This is a genomic window from Streptomyces sp. NPDC047061, assembly GCF_040643955.1.
In the GTDB taxonomy this organism is placed as follows: domain Bacteria; phylum Actinomycetota; class Actinomycetes; order Streptomycetales; family Streptomycetaceae; genus Streptomyces.
Genome location: NZ_JBEYVI010000001.1, coordinates 628,379 through 647,965 on the forward strand (window position 1 = coordinate 628,379; position 19,587 = coordinate 647,965).

The 19,587-nt window shown below is 72.4% G+C and carries 20 protein-coding genes; 11 read left to right on the plus strand and 9 right to left on the minus strand.

Going from position 1 to position 19,587, the window contains the following annotated elements:
- Positions 1 to 29: 29 nt before the first annotated feature.
- The 4 genes from hisD to ABZ887_RS03020 all read left to right on the plus strand — a co-directional run bounded on the left by hisD (position 30) and on the right by ABZ887_RS03020 (position 5,150).
- Complete coding sequence (gene hisD, locus ABZ887_RS03005) at positions 30 to 1,331, plus strand: histidinol dehydrogenase (protein WP_361282228.1); 1,302 nt, start codon at positions 30 to 32, stop codon at positions 1,329 to 1,331.
- Positions 1,328 to 2,089: an SDR family NAD(P)-dependent oxidoreductase gene (locus ABZ887_RS03010; RefSeq protein ID WP_361282230.1), complete on the plus strand. Its 762-nt coding sequence runs from the start codon at positions 1,328 to 1,330 to the stop codon at positions 2,087 to 2,089. The genes hisD and ABZ887_RS03010 overlap by 4 nt, the downstream gene beginning before the upstream one ends.
- A gap of 283 nt (positions 2,090 to 2,372) precedes the next feature.
- Positions 2,373 to 4,280 carry a hypothetical protein gene (locus ABZ887_RS03015; RefSeq protein ID WP_361282232.1) on the plus strand — a complete coding sequence of 636 codons (1,908 nt, stop codon included), beginning with the start codon at positions 2,373 to 2,375 and terminating at the stop codon, positions 4,278 to 4,280.
- 120 nt (positions 4,281 to 4,400) lie between these two features.
- Positions 4,401 to 5,150, plus strand: a complete 750-nt coding sequence (locus tag ABZ887_RS03020; RefSeq protein WP_361282234.1) for a class I SAM-dependent methyltransferase — start codon at positions 4,401 to 4,403, stop codon at positions 5,148 to 5,150.
- Here the strand turns inward: ABZ887_RS03020 and ABZ887_RS03025 are convergent.
- The 4 genes from ABZ887_RS03025 to ABZ887_RS03040 form a co-directional block, all read right to left on the minus strand.
- On the minus strand, positions 5,120 to 5,863 hold the full coding sequence (locus ABZ887_RS03025; protein WP_361282236.1) for a GntR family transcriptional regulator: 744 nt from the start codon (positions 5,861 to 5,863) through the stop codon (positions 5,120 to 5,122). The two genes, ABZ887_RS03020 and ABZ887_RS03025, sit on opposite strands and share 31 nt — an antisense overlap.
- A 180-nt stretch (positions 5,864 to 6,043) precedes the next feature.
- Positions 6,044 to 7,240 (minus strand): serine hydrolase domain-containing protein, encoded by a 1,197-nt coding sequence (locus ABZ887_RS03030; RefSeq protein ID WP_361282238.1) that lies wholly within the window; start codon positions 7,238 to 7,240, stop codon positions 6,044 to 6,046.
- 89 nt (positions 7,241 to 7,329) lie between these two features.
- The gene (locus tag ABZ887_RS03035) at positions 7,330 to 7,734 is read right to left on the minus strand and encodes a nuclear transport factor 2 family protein (protein ID WP_361282240.1); all 405 of its coding nucleotides are present in this window, start codon (positions 7,732 to 7,734) and stop codon (positions 7,330 to 7,332) included.
- 13 nt (positions 7,735 to 7,747) lie between these two features.
- Entirely contained in the window at positions 7,748 to 8,716 is a 969-nt protein-coding gene (locus ABZ887_RS03040; RefSeq protein ID WP_361282242.1) for an acetylxylan esterase, read from the minus strand.
- A 103-nt stretch (positions 8,717 to 8,819) separates the two neighbouring features.
- Here ABZ887_RS03040 and ABZ887_RS03045 point away from each other — a divergent pair, with 103 nt between their 5' ends.
- The gene (locus ABZ887_RS03045; RefSeq protein WP_361282244.1) at positions 8,820 to 10,178 is read left to right on the plus strand and encodes an 8-oxoguanine deaminase; all 1,359 of its coding nucleotides are present in this window, start codon (positions 8,820 to 8,822) and stop codon (positions 10,176 to 10,178) included.
- Between the two features lie 132 nt (positions 10,179 to 10,310).
- Here ABZ887_RS03045 and ABZ887_RS03050 read toward each other — a convergent pair whose 3' ends face one another.
- Together ABZ887_RS03050 and ABZ887_RS03055 are read right to left on the minus strand one after the other, a co-directional pair.
- Positions 10,311 to 10,898 carry a hypothetical protein gene (locus ABZ887_RS03050; protein WP_361282246.1) on the minus strand — a complete coding sequence of 196 codons (588 nt, stop codon included), beginning with the start codon at positions 10,896 to 10,898 and terminating at the stop codon, positions 10,311 to 10,313.
- A gap of 591 nt (positions 10,899 to 11,489) precedes the next feature.
- Positions 11,490 to 12,098: a helix-turn-helix domain-containing protein gene (locus ABZ887_RS03055; protein WP_361282248.1), complete on the minus strand. Its 609-nt coding sequence runs from the start codon at positions 12,096 to 12,098 to the stop codon at positions 11,490 to 11,492.
- Between the two features lie 181 nt (positions 12,099 to 12,279).
- Between ABZ887_RS03055 and ABZ887_RS03060 the strand changes: the two genes are divergently transcribed.
- From ABZ887_RS03060 to ABZ887_RS03070, 3 genes are all read left to right on the plus strand, one after another.
- Positions 12,280 to 12,723 carry a nitroreductase family deazaflavin-dependent oxidoreductase gene (locus tag ABZ887_RS03060; RefSeq protein ID WP_361282250.1) on the plus strand — a complete coding sequence of 148 codons (444 nt, stop codon included), beginning with the start codon at positions 12,280 to 12,282 and terminating at the stop codon, positions 12,721 to 12,723.
- Positions 12,724 to 12,935: 212 nt separating this feature from the next.
- On the plus strand, positions 12,936 to 13,859 hold the full coding sequence (locus ABZ887_RS03065; protein WP_361282252.1) for an NADP-dependent oxidoreductase: 924 nt from the start codon (positions 12,936 to 12,938) through the stop codon (positions 13,857 to 13,859).
- Complete coding sequence (locus ABZ887_RS03070; RefSeq protein WP_361282254.1) at positions 13,856 to 14,605, plus strand: GNAT family N-acetyltransferase; 750 nt, start codon at positions 13,856 to 13,858, stop codon at positions 14,603 to 14,605. Before ABZ887_RS03065 ends, ABZ887_RS03070 begins: the two co-directional genes overlap by 4 nt.
- On the opposite strand, the gene ABZ887_RS03075 is transcribed toward ABZ887_RS03070, so the two are convergent.
- Entirely contained in the window at positions 14,566 to 15,009 is a 444-nt protein-coding gene (locus ABZ887_RS03075) for a MarR family winged helix-turn-helix transcriptional regulator (protein ID WP_361282256.1), read from the minus strand. The genes ABZ887_RS03070 and ABZ887_RS03075 overlap by 40 nt on opposite strands.
- Before the next feature lie 98 nt (positions 15,010 to 15,107).
- On the opposite strand from ABZ887_RS03075, the gene ABZ887_RS03080 reads away from it, so the two are divergent.
- Both ABZ887_RS03080 and ABZ887_RS03085 read left to right on the plus strand, forming a co-directional pair.
- Positions 15,108 to 16,205: a hypothetical protein gene (locus ABZ887_RS03080; protein ID WP_361282258.1), complete on the plus strand. Its 1,098-nt coding sequence runs from the start codon at positions 15,108 to 15,110 to the stop codon at positions 16,203 to 16,205.
- A 177-nt stretch (positions 16,206 to 16,382) separates the two neighbouring features.
- Positions 16,383 to 17,174 (plus strand): putative protein N(5)-glutamine methyltransferase, encoded by a 792-nt coding sequence (locus ABZ887_RS03085; RefSeq protein ID WP_361282260.1) that lies wholly within the window; start codon positions 16,383 to 16,385, stop codon positions 17,172 to 17,174.
- Between the two features lie 167 nt (positions 17,175 to 17,341).
- On the opposite strand, the gene ABZ887_RS03090 is transcribed toward ABZ887_RS03085, so the two are convergent.
- Positions 17,342 to 18,022: a hypothetical protein gene (locus ABZ887_RS03090; RefSeq protein ID WP_361282262.1), complete on the minus strand. Its 681-nt coding sequence runs from the start codon at positions 18,020 to 18,022 to the stop codon at positions 17,342 to 17,344.
- Between the two features lie 64 nt (positions 18,023 to 18,086).
- Between ABZ887_RS03090 and ABZ887_RS03095 the strand changes: the two genes are divergently transcribed.
- On the plus strand, positions 18,087 to 18,578 hold the full coding sequence (locus tag ABZ887_RS03095) for a CGNR zinc finger domain-containing protein (RefSeq protein WP_361282264.1): 492 nt from the start codon (positions 18,087 to 18,089) through the stop codon (positions 18,576 to 18,578).
- An 87-nt stretch (positions 18,579 to 18,665) separates the two neighbouring features.
- On the opposite strand, the gene ABZ887_RS03100 is transcribed toward ABZ887_RS03095, so the two are convergent.
- On the minus strand, positions 18,666 to 19,436 hold the full coding sequence (locus tag ABZ887_RS03100) for a hypothetical protein (RefSeq protein ID WP_361282266.1): 771 nt from the start codon (positions 19,434 to 19,436) through the stop codon (positions 18,666 to 18,668).
- Positions 19,437 to 19,587 lie beyond the last annotated feature (151 nt).

The following is a 19,587-nucleotide window of genomic DNA, read 5'->3' on the forward strand; positions in this document are numbered from 1 at the left end:
TCCGAACACACATGAGAAAGGCCGCAGTTGTGGCAGAGATCCTGAAGCACGCCGTACCCAAGGCCGAGGTGGCCGCCTCCCTCGACCAGGTGCGTGAGACCGTCGCCGGTGTCATCGCGGACGTCCGCGAGCGCGGTGACGCGGCCGTCCGCGCGTACTCCGAGAAGTTCGACAAGTGGAGCCCCGACTCCTTCCGGCTGAGCGCGGACGAGGTCGAGGAGATCGTCGCCTCGGTGCCGCAGCAGGTCATCGACGACATCAGGTTCGTCCAGGAGCAGGTCCGCAGTTTCGCCCGCCACCAGCTCGACTCGATGGGCGAGTTCGAGGTGGAGACGCTGCCGGGCGTGAAGCTCGGCCAGAAGCACATCCCGGTACAGGCGGCCGGCGCCTACATCCCCGGCGGCCGCTACCCGCTCACCGCCTCCGCCCACATGACCATCGTCACCGCCAAGGTCGCGGGCGTGCCGCGCGTGGTCGCCTGCACCCCGCCGATCCACGGCGAGATCCCCGCCGCCACCGTCGCCGCCATGCACCTCGCGGGCGCCGACGAGATCTGGCTGCTCGGCGGCGTCCAGGCGGTGGCCGCGATGGCCGTGGGCACCGACACCATGGAGCCCGTCAACCTCATCGCGGGACCGGGCAACGCCTATGTCGCCGAGGCCAAGCGTCAGCTGTTCGGCGAGATCGGCATCGACCTGTTCGCCGGACCCACCGAGATCCTGGTCCTCGCCGACGACCGGGCGGACCCGTTCGTCTGTGCGGTCGACCTGCTCTCCCAGGCCGAGCACGGCCCGGACTCCCCGGCGGTCCTCATCACCACCTCCCGCGAGGTCGCCGAGAAGACCATCGCCGAGGTCGAGCGCCTCCTCCCCGGCATGCCCACCCGCGACTACGCGGAGCCCGCCTGGCGCAACCACGGCCAGGTGCACGTCGTCGGCTCGGTCGACGAACTGTACGAACTCGCCGACGCGTTCGCCTTCGAACACGTCGAGGTGCTGACCGCCGAGCCGCGCCTCGCGCTGGAGCGGATGACCCAGTACGGCGCGCTGTTCCTCGGCGAGGGCACCTGTGTGTCGTTCGGCGACAAGGTGATCGGCACGAACCATGTGCTGCCCACACGTGGTGCCGCCCGCTACACCGGCGGCCTGTGGGTGGGGAAGTACCTCAAGACGGTCACCTACCAGGAGGTCACCGACACCGCCTCGCAGGCCCTGCTCGGGCGGCTGTGCGGGCGCGCGTCCAGGGTCGAGCTGTTCGAGGGCCACGCCCGCTCGGGTGACGTACGGGCCGCGAGGGCCGCGGGCGACGCGCTGCCCTGGAACGAAGCGTGAGCCTCGACGGCCGTACGGCCCTGGTCACCGGCGGGGGAGGGCCGCTCGGCCGGGCCTTCGCGCTGGCGCTCGCCGGCGCCGGCGCCCGGGTGGTCCTGGTCGGCCGGAACGAGCAGGCCCTGGCGGAGGCGGCGGCCAAGGTGGGCGACGCGGCCCGCACGGCGGTGTGTGACGTCTCGGACCCCGCGTCCGTACGCGCCCTGGCCGCCGGACTCGCCGACGAGAACGTGTCGTTGCTCGTCAACAACGCCGGTGTCGCGGGACCGGTGCGGCCGCTCGTCGACATCGAACCCGACGAGTGGGACGACGTGTTCGCCGCCAACGTACGCGGCGTCTACCTCATGTGCCGGGCGTTCCTGCCGCCCATGCTCGCCGCCGGACGCGGCGACATCGTCAACGTCGCCTCGGTCAGCGGCAAGCGCCCGCTGCTCAACCGCACCCCGTACACCGCCTCCAAGATGGCGCTGATCGGCCTCACCAGGACCCTGGCGGGCGAGGTGGGCCCGCGGGGCGTCGCGGTCAACTCCCTTTCCCCGGGCCCGGTCCGGGGACCCCGCATGGACCGCAACTTCCGGCTCACCGCCGAACTCACCGGCTGCACCGTCGAGGAGGCGGAACGGGACTTCGCCTCCCGGGCCGCGCTCGGCCGGCTGGTGGAGGAGGACGAGGTCGCGCAGGCACTGGTCGCCATGCTCGCGATGCCGGGACTGTGCGGGGCGGACATCGACCTGTCGGCGGGGATGATCGCACCGGCGTAGACCAGCTGCAGGAACCCGGCGAGGTGGACGGCATGCGGACCGTCCGCCTCGCCGTCGTGCGTGCTCACGGCCGAGGGCTGTGGCCACTCTGTGTGAGCGCCATGAAGTGGGCCGCACGATCGAAGGCATCGGGTTCCGGGATGCGTGTGTGCAAGGCCTGTCCCGGGTTTACCGAGGCTGATTCACTCCAACCTGCGCACCTCTGGTGCCTTCGTCGCCCAGGTTCCGACCGGCGACTCGTAACTCTGCGCGACGGCGCACTCCACCCGTGGAAAGGCCTGCAATGACGCTGACATCCCGACGCTCGTTCCTGATCGCCGGTTCCGCCACGACAGCGGCCGTGCTCGTTCCGGTCGCCTCCGGCACCGCCACCGCCGCGCCGAAGGCGTCGGGCAGGACGATCTCCGTCGCCGCGGGGGAGACCTACGAACTCGCCGCGACCACCAAGGTCAGCCAGCTGACCATCGGCGACGGCGGCAAGATCGTCGCCCCGGACGGCTACGACATCAGCCTCACCGTCGACGGCGTGGAGACCGGCCAGCTGCTCACCGAGACCGGCGGCACCGCGACCCTGATCCAGGCCGGCACCTACCGCGGCGACGTCGTCCTCACTGTCGCCGAGTCCAACGACGTCACCTACCAGACGCTGACCTTCCCGTTCCGGCAGGCCCTGTACGTCGGTTCGGACGGGGTCGACTCCGCGAAGTCCGTGCTGTCCGCCGTACGCGGCGGCAAGGTCACCGACACGGCCGCCCGCAACGTGTCGATCGCGTCCACCGGCGAGTGCTTCAACGGCGTCTACGTCGAGAGCGCCGACTACACCCTGCAGAGCCCGACCATCACCCTGGACGGCAACGGCCGTTCGGACTTCGCCGGGTACGGCGCGGCCGTGGTCGGCGACGGCTCCGCGACCAAGCTGGTCGTGGACGGCGCCCGGATCAGCAACAAGGGCGTGGTCCGCACCACCGTCATCGCCAACAACGGAGCCAACGTCCTCGTCAAGGACTCCTTCCTGCGCGCCCGCGACGGCGTTCTGCCCGCCGACTACCAGGCCACCGTCGAGACCCCGTACATGGAGTCGGTGCCCTGGATGCTGGGCCTGGACGGCAACGTCCGCGCCACCAACCTGATCGGCAAGGGCAGCATCGCCACCTACCTCAACTCGACCGTGTTCTCCGAGACCTGGGGCGCGCTGTCGGTCGAGGGCGGCAGCGGCCTCAAGCTGACCGCGATCAACAGCCACGTCGGCAACACCGGCGACTACGGCTACGGCACCTACGCCATCGGCGACGCCACCGTCCGCGTGCTCGGCTCCCGCTTCGACGTCGGCTCCTACGCGACGATCATCGCCGGGCCGGCTGCCGTCGTGCACTACGGCGACAGCACCCGCGACGCCGTCGCCGCCCTCAACACCGAGCTGGATCTCGGCCTGTCCAACGCCGAGTTGCGGAGCATCCCGGAGCGCAGCACGGTGGTCAACTCCGGCCACTTCGGCTACATGTTCTTCGGCGCCGGTCAACTCACCCTGGACGGTGGCACCGTCATCAACTCGGAGCGGGCCACCTTCCTCAACAAGGGCCAGCAGACGACCATTTCGGTGGACGGCTCGCAGGGCGCCCGGCTCAACCCGCGCGACGGGATCATCCTCCAGATGATCGAGCTGGACGACCCGGGCCCGGTCCGGGTCAACGGCAAGATGATGAACGTCGGCGTCTACACCGAGCCCACCACCGACCCGACCAAGAACTCCTCCTTCGACGTCACCGCCGTCCACTCCACCGACGGTGCCGCCACCTTCAGCTCCATCAGGCTGAAGGGCGACTTCTACAACGGCATGCGCAACGGCAAGAACATGGTCCTCACCTTCGAGGACTCCGCTGTCGCGGGCGTCATCTCGGCGACCAAGGCCCAGCACCGGGTGTCCTCGATCGACTCGTCCACCTTCTACGAGCTGGGCATCGTCACCAACACCGTGCAGGCCGCCGTCAACAACGGCGTGGTGGTGAAGCTGAACAGCGGCTCCACCTGGACGGTCACCGGGACGTCGTACCTGACCAGCCTCACCCTCGCGGCCGACGCGGCCGTGCGGGCGCCGCGCGGCAGGTCCGTGAAGCTGACGGTCGACGGGACCGAGACGGCGATCACCGCGGGCTCCACCTACACGGGCGCCCTCACGCTCACCGTGGCGTGACGCGTGGCGTCGTGGCGCGATGCCCGGCGCCACGGCGTGACACCAGACCGGAGGCGCGGTCCCTTCCACGGTCCGCGCCTCCTCCGTGTCCGGCGGCGCGAGCTCCCGTAAGCTGGCCGGATGTTCAGCCCCGAAGGCCCGAGCCTCCGTGAACTCGCCGTCCAGGCCCTGTCCTCGGTGGAGCGCGGTTACGACCTGCTGGCCCCGAAGTTCGACCACACCCCCTTCCGGACACCCGACTCGGTCCTCGAGGCGGTCGCGAAGGCGCTCGTTCCGCTGGGCCCCTTCGAGGACGGTCTCGACCTGTGCTGTGGGACCGGAGCCGGCACCGAGGTGCTGGCCCAGGTGTGCCGGCACCGCGTCACCGGGGTCGACTTCAGCGCCGGCATGCTGGAGGTCGCCCGCCGGCAGACCCCGCCCGAGGGCCCGGACGTCACCTATGTGCGCGGCGACGCCCGGGCCCTGCCGTTCGGTCCCGACTTCGACCTGGTCGTCAGCTTCGGGGCGTTCGGCCACTTCCTGCCCCGGGAACTGCCCGGCCTCTTCGGCCAGGTGCGCGCGGTGCTGCGGCCGGGCGGCACCTTCGCCTTCCCGGTGCTCGCGCCGCCGCGGCCCACCAGCCCCGGTTTCTGGATGCTGCTGGGCTTCGACGCCGTGATGCGGGTCCGCAACGCCCTGTGGCGGCCGCCGTTCGTCATGTACTACCGGGCCTTTCGACTCGGCGACGTACTGGAGGAGTTGGCGCGGGCGGGGTTCGGCACGGACCTGTACCCGCTCCCCGGGTTCGGCGAGCGCGACGACGGCAGCCCCCGCGCCCGGCTGGTCGTGGCCCGGCGCGGTCAGCCCGCGGCGGGGACCGTGAACTCGTAGACCAGCGTGTCCTGCTGGGCGTCCACCACCAGGTCGGTGATCTCCAGCGGGCGGGCGTACTGGTCGTGCACCCGGCGGGTCACCCGGACCGAGGACGCGTCCGCGACCTGGGTGATGGAGTCCCGGTGGTGCAGGGTGAGGCCCGCCTTGCGCATCCAGTCGTAGGCCCGGCGCAGCTGCGCGGCGGTACAGCCGTCGGCCCGGTCCCGGTAGCGGCCCAGCTCCTCGACCTCGGTCAGGGCCACCGTCGAGAAGGAGGTCACGGCGGTCCGCAGGGCGTGTCCGTCGGGGGAGGCGGACTCGTAGCGGTGCACCAGGGTCGGCCGGTGCGGGGCCAGCCCCAGCGCCGCCGCGTGCTCGGGCGGCGGCTCCTCCCAGGTGACCGTGGCCCGGTCGACCGCACCGTGATCCGTGGTCCCGGCGCCCACCGGGAAGGCCAGCGAGACCGGGCTCTCCACCGGACGACCGGGCAGCGTCGCGTGGCTGCCGCGCCGGTCGGTGGCCACCAGTCCGCTGTGCCGCAGGACCTCCAGCGCCTGCCGGACGGTCTCCCGGCTGACCCCGAAGTGCTGCGCCAACTGCCGCTCCGCGGGCAGCCGTTCACCCGGCGGCAGGGTGCCGTCGCGCAGTTCGCCGAGGAGTTGTGTAGCGATCCGCCAGTACAGGGGCTGCCCTTCGCTCTCGGAGTGGTCGTGGGGGGTGGTGCGGGCCATGCCGCGCCTCCTGTGGGTGACAGGGCCTGGTCACCGGGCACACGGACAGGCGTGCTGACGCCTGCCGGCGGGCCCGATGACAAGACGTAGCCGTGCGGGTTCGTTCCGCGACCACATCTAGCATTGGTCTAAACCATCAGGGAAGAGCGGCCGACGGGTTCGGCCGAAACCGTGCGGGCCTCACAGACTCACGTAAACGGCGTTGACCAGGGCCGTCTTCCGGGGGTCGTCCGCGATCCGCGGCCCCATGCGGTTCATGACGTACCCGAGGGAGACCCCCGCTTCCGGGTCGGCCAACCCGCAGGAGCCGCCGAACCCGTCGTGTCCGAAGGCGCGCGGGTTTGGCCCGTACGAGCCGTTCGGCCCGCTCAGCCAGAGCCCGAGGCCGATCTCGGTGTCGTGCTCGAATCCCGCCCCCAGCACCAGGTCACGGCAGCTGCCCTGGCCCTCCCGCACCCGCTCGGCCGCCTCCGGCGACAGTACGCGCAGGCCGCCGTACTCGCCTCGGCCTGCGAACACCCCGTACAGGGCCGCGACCGCGCGTGCCGTGCCGTGCCCGTTGGCCGCCGGGATCTCGGCCGCCCGCCACTCGGGGGTGTTCGCCGCGCTCGCGCCCACCCCCGGGTTGGCCAGGGCCGCGACGGCGGCCGGCGTCAACTGGCTGAAGATCGCGGCCTGCTCGCTGTCCGACAGGACCCGCGGATGCACCATCTCGGCCGCCCGGCCCGATTCCTTCTCCGGCAGCCCGACGGTGAAGTCGATCCCCAGCGGCCCGGTGACCTCCCGCTCCAGGAAGGCCCCCGGCAGCAGCCCCGACACCCGGCGTACCACCTCGCCGACCAGGAAGCCGTAGGTCAGTGCGTGGTACCCGGACCTGGTCCCCGGCTCCCACCAGGGCTCCGTCGCCGCCAGCCGCGCGGTCGTCAGCTCCCAGTCGTACAGCTCCTGGAGCGAGTGCGGCTCGCGCAGGCCGGAGAGCCCGGCCCGGTGCGAGAGCAGATGGCGGACCAGGACCCCCTCCTTGCCGGCCGCCGCGAACTCGGGCCAGTAGCCGGCCACCGGCGCGTCGAGGTCGAGCAGCCCCCGGTCGGCCAGGATGTGCGCGCACAGGGCCACCGGGCCCTTGGTGGTGGACCAGACGTTGACCAGGGTGTCGCGCTCCCACGGCCGGGTGCGAGCCGGATCCGCCCAGCCGCCCCAGAGATCCACCACGGTCTCGCCGCCGACCGTCACCGCGACGGCGGCACCCAGCTCCTCCCGGTCCCGGAAGTTCTCCTCGAACGCCTCCCGCACCGCCGCGAAACGCGGTGCGCAGTGACCGTGGACCTGGACCTGGACCTGTGGCTGTGGCTGCGGTTGTGGCTCGTGCTCGGACATGCGTCCTCCGTCGTACGCCGGAAAACCCGGACCGCGACGCTGCGGCCCGGGCACCCCGAACGTACCGACTGGTCGGACTGGAGGGAAGGTCAGAGGAGGAAGAGCCGCCCGGCCGGCTCCTGGTGCCCGTCGGCGGAGTGCCAGTAGTCGCGGGTCTCCACCGCGAGCCCCCGCGCGTCGAAGCGTACGAACACGCACCCGGCCAGCGTGGCCGCCGCACCCCCCTCCTCGGACCGGACGCGGAACTCCGCGGCCGCGACCCCGTCCGGGCCCACCAGCGGGGCCGAGAACCTGACGTCCGTCACCCGCTCCGCCTCGAACGACCAGCGCAGATAGGCGGCGAGTTCGTCCCGCCCCCGGTGCGGATCGCGGAACGGCATCGAGCGGTGCACGCAGTCCTCGGCGTACAGGGCCAGCAGCGCGTCCACGTCGTGTGCGGCCCAGCCCCGCTCCCAGACCTCGACGAACCGCTCGGCGGCCTCGCGTGTGTCCATCTCCCTCGCCTCCTCAGACGTGCGAGCGCAGCCAGCGCACCTTCGCCGCCTCGTGGTACGGGCCACCGCCCTCGTGGTCGTTGTAGTCGTACACCTCGATCGTCTTGTCCTCGTGCGCCCAGGAGTTGAAGGCCGCGTAGACCGTGGAGGGCGGACAGGTCTGGTCCTCCAGCGCCGCCGAGAACAGCGCCGGGGCCCGGCCGCGCGCCGCGAAGTGCACACCGTCGAAGTAGGAGAGAGTGCGCTGCACGTCCGCCGAGCGGCCGCGGTGGGTCCTGAGGAACAGGGCGATCTCCCGGTACGGATGACGGTCCGTCAGATTCACGGCCCGCGGGAAGTCGCACAGGAACGGCACGTCCGGGGCGACTGCGACCAGGTCGGGGACCAGGCCGCCGACCGCGACGGTGATCCCGCCGCCCTGGCTGGCCCCGAGCACCACGGTCCGCGACGCGTCGGTCAGCGGGTGCGAACGGGCCGCCTCCACGGCCCGTACCGCGTCCGTGAACACCCGCCGGTAGTAGTAGTTCTCCGGCGCGTCGATGCCCCGCGTCATGAACCCGGGATACGCCGGCGCGCCGCCCACCGGGTCGGCGGTGGCGCCTCCGCCGCCCCAGGCGCTGCCCTGGCCCCGGGTGTCCATCGTGAAGTGCGCCCGTCCCGTCGACGCCCAGAGCAGGTTCTCGTGCGGAAGCCCGCGCCCGCCGCCGTACCCGATGAACTCCACGACCAGCGGCAGCGGTACGGTCGCTCCGGCCGGCAGCCGCAGCCAGCCCTTGACCGGGTGGCCGCCGAACCCGGCGAACGTCACGTCGAAGACGTCGACCGTGGACAGCCCGGTGTCGACGGGTTCGAAGCGGGCGCCGAGATCGTGCTCGCGGGCCTCCTGGAGGGTCTTGGACCAGAAGGCGTCGAAGTCGTCCGGTGCCACCGACTCGCTGCGGTGTTCGCGGAGCTCGTCCAGGGGAAGGTCGAACAGGGCCATCAACAACCGCCTCGGTGAAGGAAAGGTGCGGATGATCACACCGTACGTGGGTGGTCCGACGAATCGCCAGGCCTCTGCGTCGACCGACCCCTACGATGAACCCATGCCATCAGCTGTCGATCTGCTGGTCAGAGACGCCGGACTGCTCGTCGTGGACGGCGGGCGGGAGATCCCGGGCGGTTGGGTGGCCCTGGCCGGTGGTCGGGTCACCTCGGTCGGAACGGCCGGAGCCGAGCCCGAGGCCCGTACGGTCCTCTCCGCCTCCGGGCGGCTCGTCACCCCCGGCCTCGTCAACACCCACCACCACATCTACCAGAACCTCACCCGCTCCTACGCCCCGGCTGTCAACGGCTCTCTCTTCGACTGGCTGACCACCCTCTACCCCCTGTGGGCCGGCCTCGACGAGGAGGCCGCCTACGTCTCCGCGTACGTGGGTATGGCGGAACTCCTCATGGGCGGCTGCACCACCTCCTCCGACCACCTCTATGTGCATCCGCGCCCCGGCCTGGTCGACGCCGAGATCCGCGCGGCCCGCGACATCGGCTTCCGCTTCCACGCCACCCGCGGCTCGATGACCCGCTCCGTCGAGGACGGCGGACTGCCGCCCCGGAGCGTCACCCAGACCACCGACGAGGTCCTCGCCGACAGCGAACGGCTGATCAAGGCGCACCACGACCCCGCGCCGGGCGCCCTGATCCGGGTCGCGCTCGCCCCCTGCTCGCCCTTCTCGGTGACCAAGGAGGTGATGACGGCGACCGCCGAACTCGCCGAGCGGTACGACGTCCGCCTGCACACCCATCTCGCCGAGGACCACGACGAGGACGCCTACTGCCTGGCGACCTACGGCTGCCGTCCCGTCGAGTACTTCGAGGACTGCGGCTGGCTGAGCGACCGCACCTGGGTCGCCCACTGCATCTACCCGAACGACGGCGAACTGCGCCGGCTCGCCGCCGCGGGCGTCGGCGTCGCGCACTGCCCCAGCTCCAACATGCTCATCGGCGGCGGCACCGCCCGGGTGCGGGAGATGCGCGAGCTGGGACTCCCCGTGGGCATCGGCTGTGACGGCTCGGCCTCCACCGACCACGCCTCCCTCTGGATGGAGACGCGCAACGCCCTGCTGCTCGGCCGCTACCGGGGCGGCCCCGCCGCCATGACCGCCCGGGACGCCCTGGACATCGCCACGCACGGTTCGGCCCGGTGCCTTGGCCGCGCCGACGAACTCGGCCATCTGCGTCCCGGGGCCTGCGCCGACCTGGTCGTCTGGGACATCCACGAGGTCGCCCTGGCCGGCGCCCTCACCGACCCCGTGGAGGCCTGGCTGCGCTGCGGACCCGCGCGGGCGTGGACGACGGTGGTCGGCGGGCGGGTGCTAGTCGACGCGGGCGAGCCCGTCCTGCCCGGGCTGCCGGACGCGCTGCGCACGCACGCGCGCGTGGCCCGCCGACTGCAGGCGACCGACTAGCGGGTTGACCGGCCGGCGGGTCAGCCGGCGCGGGTTGAACGGCCGGCGGGTTGGCCGGCCGGCGGTTTGAGCGGCCAGCCGGTTGGGCGGACGGCGGTTTGACCGGCCAGTCGACTGGGCGGCCAGCGGGTTTCAGGTGCGCCCACGGGTCCAGTCCGGCCCGGTGCGCGCCCACTCCTGTTCCCACTCGGCGAGCCGGTGGGAGAGCGCCACCCGGCGCACCACGCCATGGCCGAGCAGCACCACGGCCGCCGCGCCGCCCGCCCCGCACAGCCCCACGGTGACCGTGTGCTGCCAGACGGCGATGTCGTCGGGCGGCGGGGCGACCCCGTGCCCCTGCCGGTCGAACCACACGTCCACGACGTCACCGGTCCGGGTTCCCGCCGGTACCCGGGCCAGGGCGGTCTTCGTCCCCTGGCCGGGAACCGTCCAGCGGACGTTCGTCTCGTAGGCGTGCGCCCGGTCGCCGCCCTGCACCGAGGGCAGCTGATCCGGGGTACCGCCGACGACCATGGCCCGGACCATGTGCCGCTCGGCCCGCTCCACCGCCGCCACCGACCGCGCCTGCCCGTAGGCCCACAGCCCGGTCACCGCCCCGACCAGGGGAGCGCCCACACCCAGCAGGACCGCGACAGCCAGCGCGATCCACGCCTCCACCATGTCGGACTTGCGCCGCAGCGGGTTCTGCCGCCAGCGCCAGCCACGCACCCGGGTACGCATGTCGACCTCCTCGCCGCCACAAGAGCCGGAGGGCCGGACAGTCGGTCCGCAGCTCCCAGCGTGCCCCCGCTCGCACACGAGCGTCCACACGGGAGTGGTACCCCGAACGGAGTACCTCGCTCGCTCTGCGGAACCACGGACGCGGCGCGGGCGGAAGCGCGCGGTCCGGCGCGCGCCGCACGCCCGGCCCCGGCGCCCCGCGAATACCAGGACCGCACGCCCTGGCAGGTCACCGCGGGGAGCCCGCGCTCGCCCGGACCGCTCGACGAGGAGCTGGGAGCGGGTGACTCAACGCCTGCGGGTAACCGGGGTAAAGTCCACTTCTTGACGCCGACCGGCACTGCAACGGGATGCGGGCGCACCTGAACACGGTGGTGGCGAACGAAGCCCTGGTCCTCGCCCGCCGGGACAAGCCCTTCGGTCCCGCGTACTTCGGGTTGAACCCCGGCGTCGCCTCGGCGCTACGCCCGGCGCATCGTGCCGCTGCTGTTCGACCCTGACCTCGACGGACGCGGCGGCGCGCTCTCTCCTGAGGCGGCGAACCGGCGGGCACGACACGGCGGTTCGACGGCCACCGGGTCTGCGGGCGGTTCAGGAACGGCACACGCGGCGGACGATGTCCTGCCAGCCGTCTGCCAGCCTCCGCTCGGCGTCCTGCTCGCCCTGGCCGAGCTCGGTCGACGAGATGTACAGGAGGAGGGGTCCGTCAAGGGCGGCGGTCAGTTGTACGGCGAGAAGATCGCGGTCGGCGGGCCCGAGGTCTAGCTGGCCCAGGAGCATGCGGATGTGCATCCGTGACAGCGGCGTCTGGCTGCGGGCCGGGACGGGCTGCCGTCCGTCGAGCGCGGAGCGCGCGATGTCGTGGTGGTCGATGAGGAACCGGACACGGGCTTTCCCGTAGGCGACCAGGCGCTCCAGCGGCGGTGCCCCCGGCCCCAGGGGCGGTGGTCCGGACAGCACGCGCTCCTGGAAGGCGTACTCGCCGTCGTCCAGCAGGGCCTGGAAGATGCCGGCGCGGGTCTTGAAGCGTCGGAACACGGTGCCCTTGCCCAACCCGGAGCGCTCGGCGAGCGCGTCCATCGTGATCCTGTCCGGCCCGAGCTCCGTGAGCATCTCCCGCGCGGTGGCCAGAAGGCGCTGCCGGTTGCGTGCGGCATCGACACGCTCGGGAGCCGGTTGTGACAAGTCGGTCCGTTCCACACGGTCACCTTACGGCCGGGTGGCGGACGGGGCGGCAGGGCGGCCCGAGTGGGCCTCGCCCTGATTGCGGCACGCGCATCGCCGCCCCGACAGTAGCGGGGTATAGTCCGTTTATGGTCCTGTGGGTGCGTGGCAACAGGCTGCCGCAGCCGGGCCGATCCTTGTATTGGATGGTGCAGACATGCCGCTCACCGGGGAATACGAGCCGAGTGCGTTCGACTTCGCCCGCAATCAGGTCGAGCTGTACGAGCGTTCCGGCGGCACCGAGGGCACGGACAACCAGGGCAGGCCGGTGATCGTGCTGACGTCGGTGGGCGCCAGGAGCGGGAAGCTGCGCAAGACACCGCTGATGCGCGTCGAGCACGCGGGGGAGTACGCCGTCGTCGCCTCACTGGGTGGGGCGCCCAAGCACCCGGTCTGGTACTACAACCTGGCTGCGAACCCGCATGTGGAGCTCCAGGACGGTCCGGTGAAGAGGGACTACCGGGCCAGGGAGGTGGACGGCGAGGACTACGAGGCGTGGTTCCAGCGGGCCGTCGCGACCTGGCCGGACTACGCCGAGTACCAGAAGAAGACCACCCGGAAGATGCCCATCTTCGTTCTCACGCCCTTCGACGCGCAGTGATCGGCTCCTGAGGCCGGACGGCGGGGCCCTGACCGCCCCGAGGCCGGACGTCCGGCGGCGTCGGTGCGTGGGTTCCCGCCCAGGTCAGGGTCCCGATCATTGCGGCCGTATGAACGATCCGCGGGTGCGGGAATAGTGGTCGTGTACTCATCCTTGCCGCTGAGTGCCGCTGCCGGGACACCGGTGACAGCACCAGAGAGCGAGGAAACACGATGCCCAAGGCGTACGTCTACACCAGGCACGGCGGGCCCGAGACCGAGGCCTTCGCCGAGCTGGACCGGCCCGTTCCCGGCTCCGGCGAACTGCTTGTCGCGGTCCGCGCGGCGGGGGTCAACCCCGTCGACTGGAAGCTGCGGGGCGGGTTCCGCCGCCCCGGCGAGGGGGAGGCGCGCTTCCCGGTCGTCCTCGGCAGCGAGGCCGCGGGTGTGGTCGAGGAGATCGGCGAGGGCGTGACCGGGTTCGCGATCGGCGACGAGGTCTTCGGAAACACGGCCGGCGGCGCGTTCGCCGAGTACGCCCTGCTGCAGGCGTCCGTGACGGCGCACAAGCCCGCCGCGCTGTCCTTCGCCGACGCCGCCACCCTGCCGGTCGCCGCGGCCACCGCCTACGACGGCGTACGCCAGCTCGACCTGCCCGAGGGCGCGACCCTGCTGGTCACCGGTGCGGGCGGCGGTGTCGGTGCGGCGGTCCTGCAGATCGCCCACGCCTGGGGCCTGCGGGTGGTCGGTGTGGCCAGTGAGGCCAAGAAGGGTGTCGTGGAGTCGCTGGGCGCCGTCCACGTGGCCTCCGGCCCGGGGCTCGCCGACCGGGTGCGCGCGGCCGCGCCCCAGGGTGTGGACGGCGTCTACGACCTGGTCGGCGGCGAGGTGCTCGCCGAGGCGGCCGGACTGCTCGCCGACCGGACCAAGCTGATCACCGCGGGCGCCCCGCCGGAGACCGTCGCCGCGCTGGGCGGCGCCCGGGTCGAACGCGCCCGTACCGCCGCGGTCCTGGACGAGGTGGCCGAGCTCGTCGTGGCCGGGGAACTGGACCCGCACGTCTCGCAGACCTTCCCGCTGGACAAGGCCGACGAGGCGCTGCGCACCGTCGAGGACGGGCACGTGCTCGGCAAGATCGTCATCGAGGTCGCCATATGAGCGTCCCGAACCCCCGCGAGGGCGCCCCGCACATCCTGGACAACCCCGCCCGCGCCTCGCTCACCGGCCCGCACGCCCTCTTCGCCGAGCGGCGCGGCCGGATCCTGCGCTACCCCGTCGACGTCTCCCCGTGGCTGGCGCTGCCCGACGACCCCGACGCCGACGACTGGGCGGACCTCGCCGCCCTGGCCGGCCCCGGCGCGGAAGTCCCGCTGCCCGGTTACCGCGGTGAGCTTCCGGAGGGATGGGAGCGCACCATGGACATCGCGGGCGTACAGCTGGTGGACGAGGGCATGGAAGCGGTCCCGGAGCCGGCCGCGGTCCGGCTGGGCCCGGCCGACGTCCCGGAGATCCTCGACCTGGTCGAGCGCACCCGCCCCGGCCCGTTCCTGCCCCGCACCATCGAACTCGGCACCTACCTGGGCATCCGCCGCGACGGCAGGCTGATCGCGATGGCGGGGGAGCGGCTGCACCCGCCGGGCTGGACCGAGATCAGCGCGGTCTGCACCGACCCGGCCTACCGCGGCGAGGGCCTCGCGACCCGGCTCATCCGCGCGGTCGCGTACGGCATCCGGGAGCGCGGCGAGACCCCGTTCCTGCACACCGGCGCCGAGAACACCACCGCGATCCGGCTGTACGAGTCGCTCGGCTTCCGGCTGCGCCGCCGGACCGCCTTCATCGCGGCCCGGGTGCCGGAGTCGCTCGGTCAGTCGCCGGCGGAGCCCGCCGAGGTCCCGGCGTTGTAGCGCTCCAGGTATCCGGCGAACCTGACCAGGTCCGCCTCCGGCCAGTCCGCCAGCCGCTCCCGGAAGGCGTCCCGGCGGCTCTGCGTGACCTGGGCCAGGATCTCCTCTCCCGCCTCCGTCAGATGCAGCACCTGGACCCGGTGGTCCTCCGGGTCCAGGCGCCGCTCGATCAGCCCCGAGCGCTCCAGCGCGGCCACCTGCCGGCTGACCGTCGACTTGTCCAGCGCGTAGTGCGCGGCCAGATCGGTGGCCCGGCAGCCGCCGCGCTCCTCCAGATGCCCGAGCAGCGTGTACGACACCAGTGACAGCTCGGGGTGCATGCGTCCGGCCGACGCCCGGGCCCGGCGCGCGAAGCTGGTCATCTCGCGCTGGATGGTCTCGACTGCCGTCTCCGCCGCTGTCACGGGAATACCTCCTCCGACGTTCTAGTTGTATAGTACAACTTGACCGTGAGTTGTATAAGCCAACCAGTTTGGCCGCAAGGATCTGGAGGTCGTACGCGATGAGGTCACCGGCTCTGCGCCATGTGCTCACGCACCTGATCACCCCGCTGCTGATGTGCCTGGGCATGGGGCTCGCATATATGGGCGCGTTCGTCCACCCCGAGCCCAACCACATGCCGGTGGCCGTGGTCGGGGCCGGACCGGAAGCGAAGGTGTTGGCGCAGACCATCAAGGACTCCGCCGGCGACAAGCTCGACGTCCGTACCGTCCCCACCCGTGCCGCGGCCGTCGACCTGCTCAAGTCCCGTACCGTGACCGGCGCCTACGTGCCGAACGCCAAGGCTCCGGAGCTGATCGTCGCCAGCGCCGCCTCCGACATGGACGCCACGGCCGTCGAGAAGGTCTTCACCCCTGTCGCCGCCGAGCAGGGCGTCCCCCTCAAGGTCACCGACGTGGCCGAGCCGGTCGCCGACGACCCCACCGGACAGGGCCTCTTCTTCCTGCTCATCGCCGTGAGCATCGGCTCCTACGCCTCGGTCGCCGCGCTCGGCGCGGCCGGTGCGGCGCTCCCCATGCGGATACGCGCCCTGCTGGCGCTCGGTGTCTCCGCCGTCGTCAGCGGCATCGGTGCCTTCCTCGCCGGACCGGTGTTCCACCTCGCCCACCACGACCTGGCCGGGGTCTGGGGCATGGCCTGGCTCTACTCCGCGGGCATCCTCCTCATCGGCGTCGGCCTGCACACCTTCCTCAAGCGGTGGACCACGCTGACCATGATGGTGCTGTTCGTGATGCTCAACTTCACCAGCTCCGGCGGGTTGTTCCGCCCCGAGCTGCAGAACGGCTTGTTCGGCACCCTGCACGCCTTCTGGAACGGCGCCGGCTTCGTCGAGGGCGTCCGCAGCCTCCTGTACTTCGGCAGCGACGGCCTGACCCGCAACGTGTGGACCCTCGCGGTCTGGCTGCTGGCCGGCCTCGCGGTCACCGCGATCGCCGCGGCCTACGAGCGGACCAAGGCGACCCCGGCCGAGGCCCCGGCTGCGGCTGCGTCCGTGGCCGTTCCGGACTCCCCGGCCGAACTGGCCGAACTGGTCGAGGAAGCCGAGGCCGAGAAGGCTCAGGAGGCCGAAGAGGAGACCGCGGAAGCGGTCGGCGTCTGACCGCCCCAACGCCCCAACGCCCCAACGCTCGACCGCTCGTGCGCCTCAATGCCCGACCGCCCGACCGCCCGACCGCCCGACCGCCCGACCGCCCGGAGGTCGGGCGGTCCGCGCGTCCGATCGCCCGCCCGGTAAACCGTCCGACCGGCGCCCCCGCGTCCGGATAGGCTTCCGATGATGACCTCACTCTCTGACTCCGACACCACCACCGCCGCAGTCGTCTCCGCGCTGCGGGCGGCCGGCTGCGTCTTCGCCGAGGACGAGGCGGAGCTGATCCTCGGCACCGCCCGTACCCCGGACGAACTGGCCGCCATGGTGGACCGGCGAGCCGCCGGACAGCCCCTCGAACACGTCCTCGGCTGGGCCGAGTTCCACGGGCTGCGAATCCTTGTGGAACCCGGCGTGTTCGTGCCCCGCCGCCGCACCGAGTTCCTGGTCGACCAGGCCCTGGCCCAGACCCCCGGGGCGTCCGTCGTCGTGGACCTGTGCTGCGGCTCGGGCGCGGTCGGTGCCGCCCTCGCCGCCGTCCTCGGGGACGCCGAAATGCACGCCGCCGACATCGACCCGGCCGCGGTCGGCTGCGCCCGCCGCAACATCGCCCCCTACGGCGGCCATGCCCACGTCGGCGACCTGTTCGCCGCCCTGCCGGCCGACCTGCGCGGCCGGACCGGCATCCTCGCGGCCAACGTGCCCTACGTCCCCAGCGACGAGGTCGGGCTGCTGCCCGCCGAGGCCCGCGAGCACGAGCCGCTGGTCGCCCTCGACGGCGGCGGCGACGGTCTCGACGTGCTGCGCAGGGTCGCCGCGGGGGCGCGCGACTGGCTCGCGCCCGGCGGCTGCGTCCTGGTCGAGACGAGCGAACGCCAGGCCGAGGACGCCGTCGAGACCTTCCGCGGCGCCGGCCTGACGACCAGGCTCGCCGTCTCGGAAGAGCTGTACGCGAACGTCGTGATCGGCGTACGCGACTAGGAAGGCTCCCTCGGGAGTCGTGATGGCCGGGTCGGGGCCGGGCAATGCGATCGCCGCGCCGCGTGACCGAAGCCCCGCCACGGAGTTGCCCGGTGTCCTGTCGTACCGGGTCGCCGGTCCTCACCGGTCCTCACCGGGCTCGGTTCCGGGCCGCGGTGGTCGGTGGATCAGTTCTCGGACAGGAGCCAGCCGATGCGGAGTTCTTCCGCACCCGGGCGGAAGGTCCGGATGAGTTCGGCTCGTTCGGGGTCGCTCGCGGGGAGGTTGTCGGCGAGGAGAGCCTGTGCGGCGATGGTCTGGGGCCGGGCGCCGAGCGCGGCGCGCAGGTGAAGTGAGCGGCGCAGCATGGCGATCCGCTCGGCGGGCTCCTTGTGCGGTGCGAGGTGCCGGATGATGTACGACTCGAAGTAGCCGTCGCCGGACCTCGTCGCGATCTCGAGAGCCGTCTCGTAGCGCGGGAGGGCGCCGGCCGGATCCTCGTCGATGTTGTCCAGCAGGACCGCCCAGTGGTACTCGGCCCAACCGCGCTGCATTTCGTCCCCGTTCTCCACGGTCGCGCGGTAGCCGGCCTCGGCCACGGCGCGGTCGTCGGCGCGCGGCTCGTGCCGGAACAGCAGGCGGCTGTAGGCCAGTCGTGCCGTGAGCAGGTGCGCGGCCGGCGACGCGGGATCGAGCGCCGCGACCGCCTTCTCGGCCTCCTCGTGACCCTCGACGCGGAAGAACCAGCGGTCGACGGCGATCTCCGCGCGCAACTCGGGCTCGGCGTCCGGACCCAGGGCGGCGAGCGCGGCGTCCCACTCCCCGAGCAGGTGCAGACGATGGGCTATGTAGGCGTCATCAGATACCATGGCGCCTACGTTAGGAAGCGGCGATGTAGGTGGTCAAGTGCAGTACGGTGACTACATTGGGAACGTGACGCGGTTGGCCGTCGAACTGGCCAACACCGGGACCCTCGACCAGCACGGCGAGCTGGTCGCCGCGTTCTTCGCGGAGCACGAGATCGCTCCGCCGCCCGGCGGCGACTACGGAGAGCTGCCGGACCTCGTGCGCACGGCTCTGGCGCAGTCGGTGGACGGCGCCGCCCCCGAGGCCGTGCACCGCCTGCTGCGCGGCTATCCGCCGGAGATGCACCTGTCCGACCATGACGGCCTCGGCGGCTGGCACATCCACTTCGGCCGCAACGGCACCCCGGCCAAGCGCTGGGTCGGCCAGCTGATCGCCGCCAAGCTCGCCCTGGTGGTGGCCGGGGACCCGGCGGTGACGCTGGGGCGGTGCGCCGCGTCCGGGTGCGGAAACTACTTCGTGGACCAGTCACGGAACCGGACCCGCCGGTTCTGCTCCAACGCGTGCGCGAGCCGGACGACGGTCGCGGCTCATCGGGCCCGGACGGCGAAGAACTCCTAGCGGCGTCAGCCGTGGAGCAGTCGCCGGCGGATCCGTCGGGCGGCCAAGGGCGGCGACGCGTAAGGGCGCCGACGCATGCCGGTCGGCCTAGGTGGTCGCCCCGCTCCCCGAAGGGCTCGGGGACGGTGAACGGTCGCCGGGACGCTGCCACGGGCCGCCGCGGTCGTGCATGCCGCCGCGGCCCATGCCCGTGAAGTCGCCCGAGAGGGCGGCGGACGCGGTGAGCTTGCCGTCGTCGGCGCGGGTGCCGGTCAGGAAGGCCGTCGCGTCCTTCTTCAGCGTGTCGGAGTCGCCCCGCACCTTGACGTCCGAGCCCACGGTCCACGTCCACGACGTGCCGTCGTCGCTCTTCACCGTGACCTGGTCGCCGTCCACCTTCTGGACGGTGCCCCGCTGCCAGACCCGTACCACGTACGTGCCGGTGTCCGGATCCTTGACGGTCGCTTCGCCGTGCACACCCATGCCGCCGCCCATGCCGAACCAGCCCTGCCCGGGACCGCGCCCGTCCGGCGCGGAGGGCCGAGCCGACGGCGCACCGGAGGCGGCCGGGGGCGTGGCGGAGCCGCTGTCACCCGAGCCGGCGGCGAACGCCACCGTGCCGCCCAGGGCGAGCGCCCCGGCGACCAAGGCCACGGTCACCGCGCGCACGCGGAACGACTGGCGGCGCCACAGGTCGCGCAGCGGCGCGCCCGGCTCACGGTCCGGTCCCGGCCCCGCGAGGACCTCGGGCGGGGCTTCCCATGCCGGGGCTTCCCGCTCCGGGGCGGTGGCCCGCGGGGGACGGTCGGGCATCGGGGGGATCGACGGTTCGGTTCCGTCGACGTCACGGCGGTCTTCCTGCTCCGGTTCGTGCGTCACGGCTCGCTCCCATCGGCGAACGGCACACGGCATCGCGTGATGCATGCCTCTCTGTGAATTGTGGGAGCCCGCCGATAAGAACCTGGTAATCAGTCCCTGTGAATTCGATGAATCCGCGCGCGGGGCATCGGGCGCCCCCGCGTCCCGGCGG

Bases quoted from the DNA above. Each gene is read 5' to 3' on its own strand.
- ABZ887_RS03015 (WP_361282232.1), top strand. From the start codon at position 2,373: ATGACGCTGACATCCCGACGCTCGTTCCTGATCGCCGGTTCCGCCACG.
- ABZ887_RS03020 (WP_361282234.1), top strand. From the start codon at position 4,401: ATGTTCAGCCCCGAAGGCCCGAGCCTCCGTGAACTCGCCGTCCAGGCC.
- ABZ887_RS03025 (WP_361282236.1), bottom strand. From the start codon at position 5,863: ATGGCCCGCACCACCCCCCACGACCACTCCGAGAGCGAAGGGCAGCCC.
- ABZ887_RS03030 (WP_361282238.1), bottom strand. From the start codon at position 7,240: ATGTCCGAGCACGAGCCACAACCGCAGCCACAGCCACAGGTCCAGGTC.
- ABZ887_RS03035 (WP_361282240.1), bottom strand. From the start codon at position 7,734: ATGGACACACGCGAGGCCGCCGAGCGGTTCGTCGAGGTCTGGGAGCGG.
- ABZ887_RS03040 (WP_361282242.1), bottom strand. From the start codon at position 8,716: ATGGCCCTGTTCGACCTTCCCCTGGACGAGCTCCGCGAACACCGCAGC.
- ABZ887_RS03045 (WP_361282244.1), top strand. From the start codon at position 8,820: ATGCCATCAGCTGTCGATCTGCTGGTCAGAGACGCCGGACTGCTCGTC.
- ABZ887_RS03050 (WP_361282246.1), bottom strand. From the start codon at position 10,898: ATGCGTACCCGGGTGCGTGGCTGGCGCTGGCGGCAGAACCCGCTGCGG.
- ABZ887_RS03060 (WP_361282250.1), top strand. From the start codon at position 12,280: ATGCCGCTCACCGGGGAATACGAGCCGAGTGCGTTCGACTTCGCCCGC.
- ABZ887_RS03065 (WP_361282252.1), top strand. From the start codon at position 12,936: ATGCCCAAGGCGTACGTCTACACCAGGCACGGCGGGCCCGAGACCGAG.
- ABZ887_RS03070 (WP_361282254.1), top strand. From the start codon at position 13,856: ATGAGCGTCCCGAACCCCCGCGAGGGCGCCCCGCACATCCTGGACAAC.
- ABZ887_RS03080 (WP_361282258.1), top strand. From the start codon at position 15,108: ATGAGGTCACCGGCTCTGCGCCATGTGCTCACGCACCTGATCACCCCG.
- ABZ887_RS03085 (WP_361282260.1), top strand. From the start codon at position 16,383: ATGACCTCACTCTCTGACTCCGACACCACCACCGCCGCAGTCGTCTCC.
- ABZ887_RS03090 (WP_361282262.1), bottom strand. From the start codon at position 18,022: ATGGTATCTGATGACGCCTACATAGCCCATCGTCTGCACCTGCTCGGG.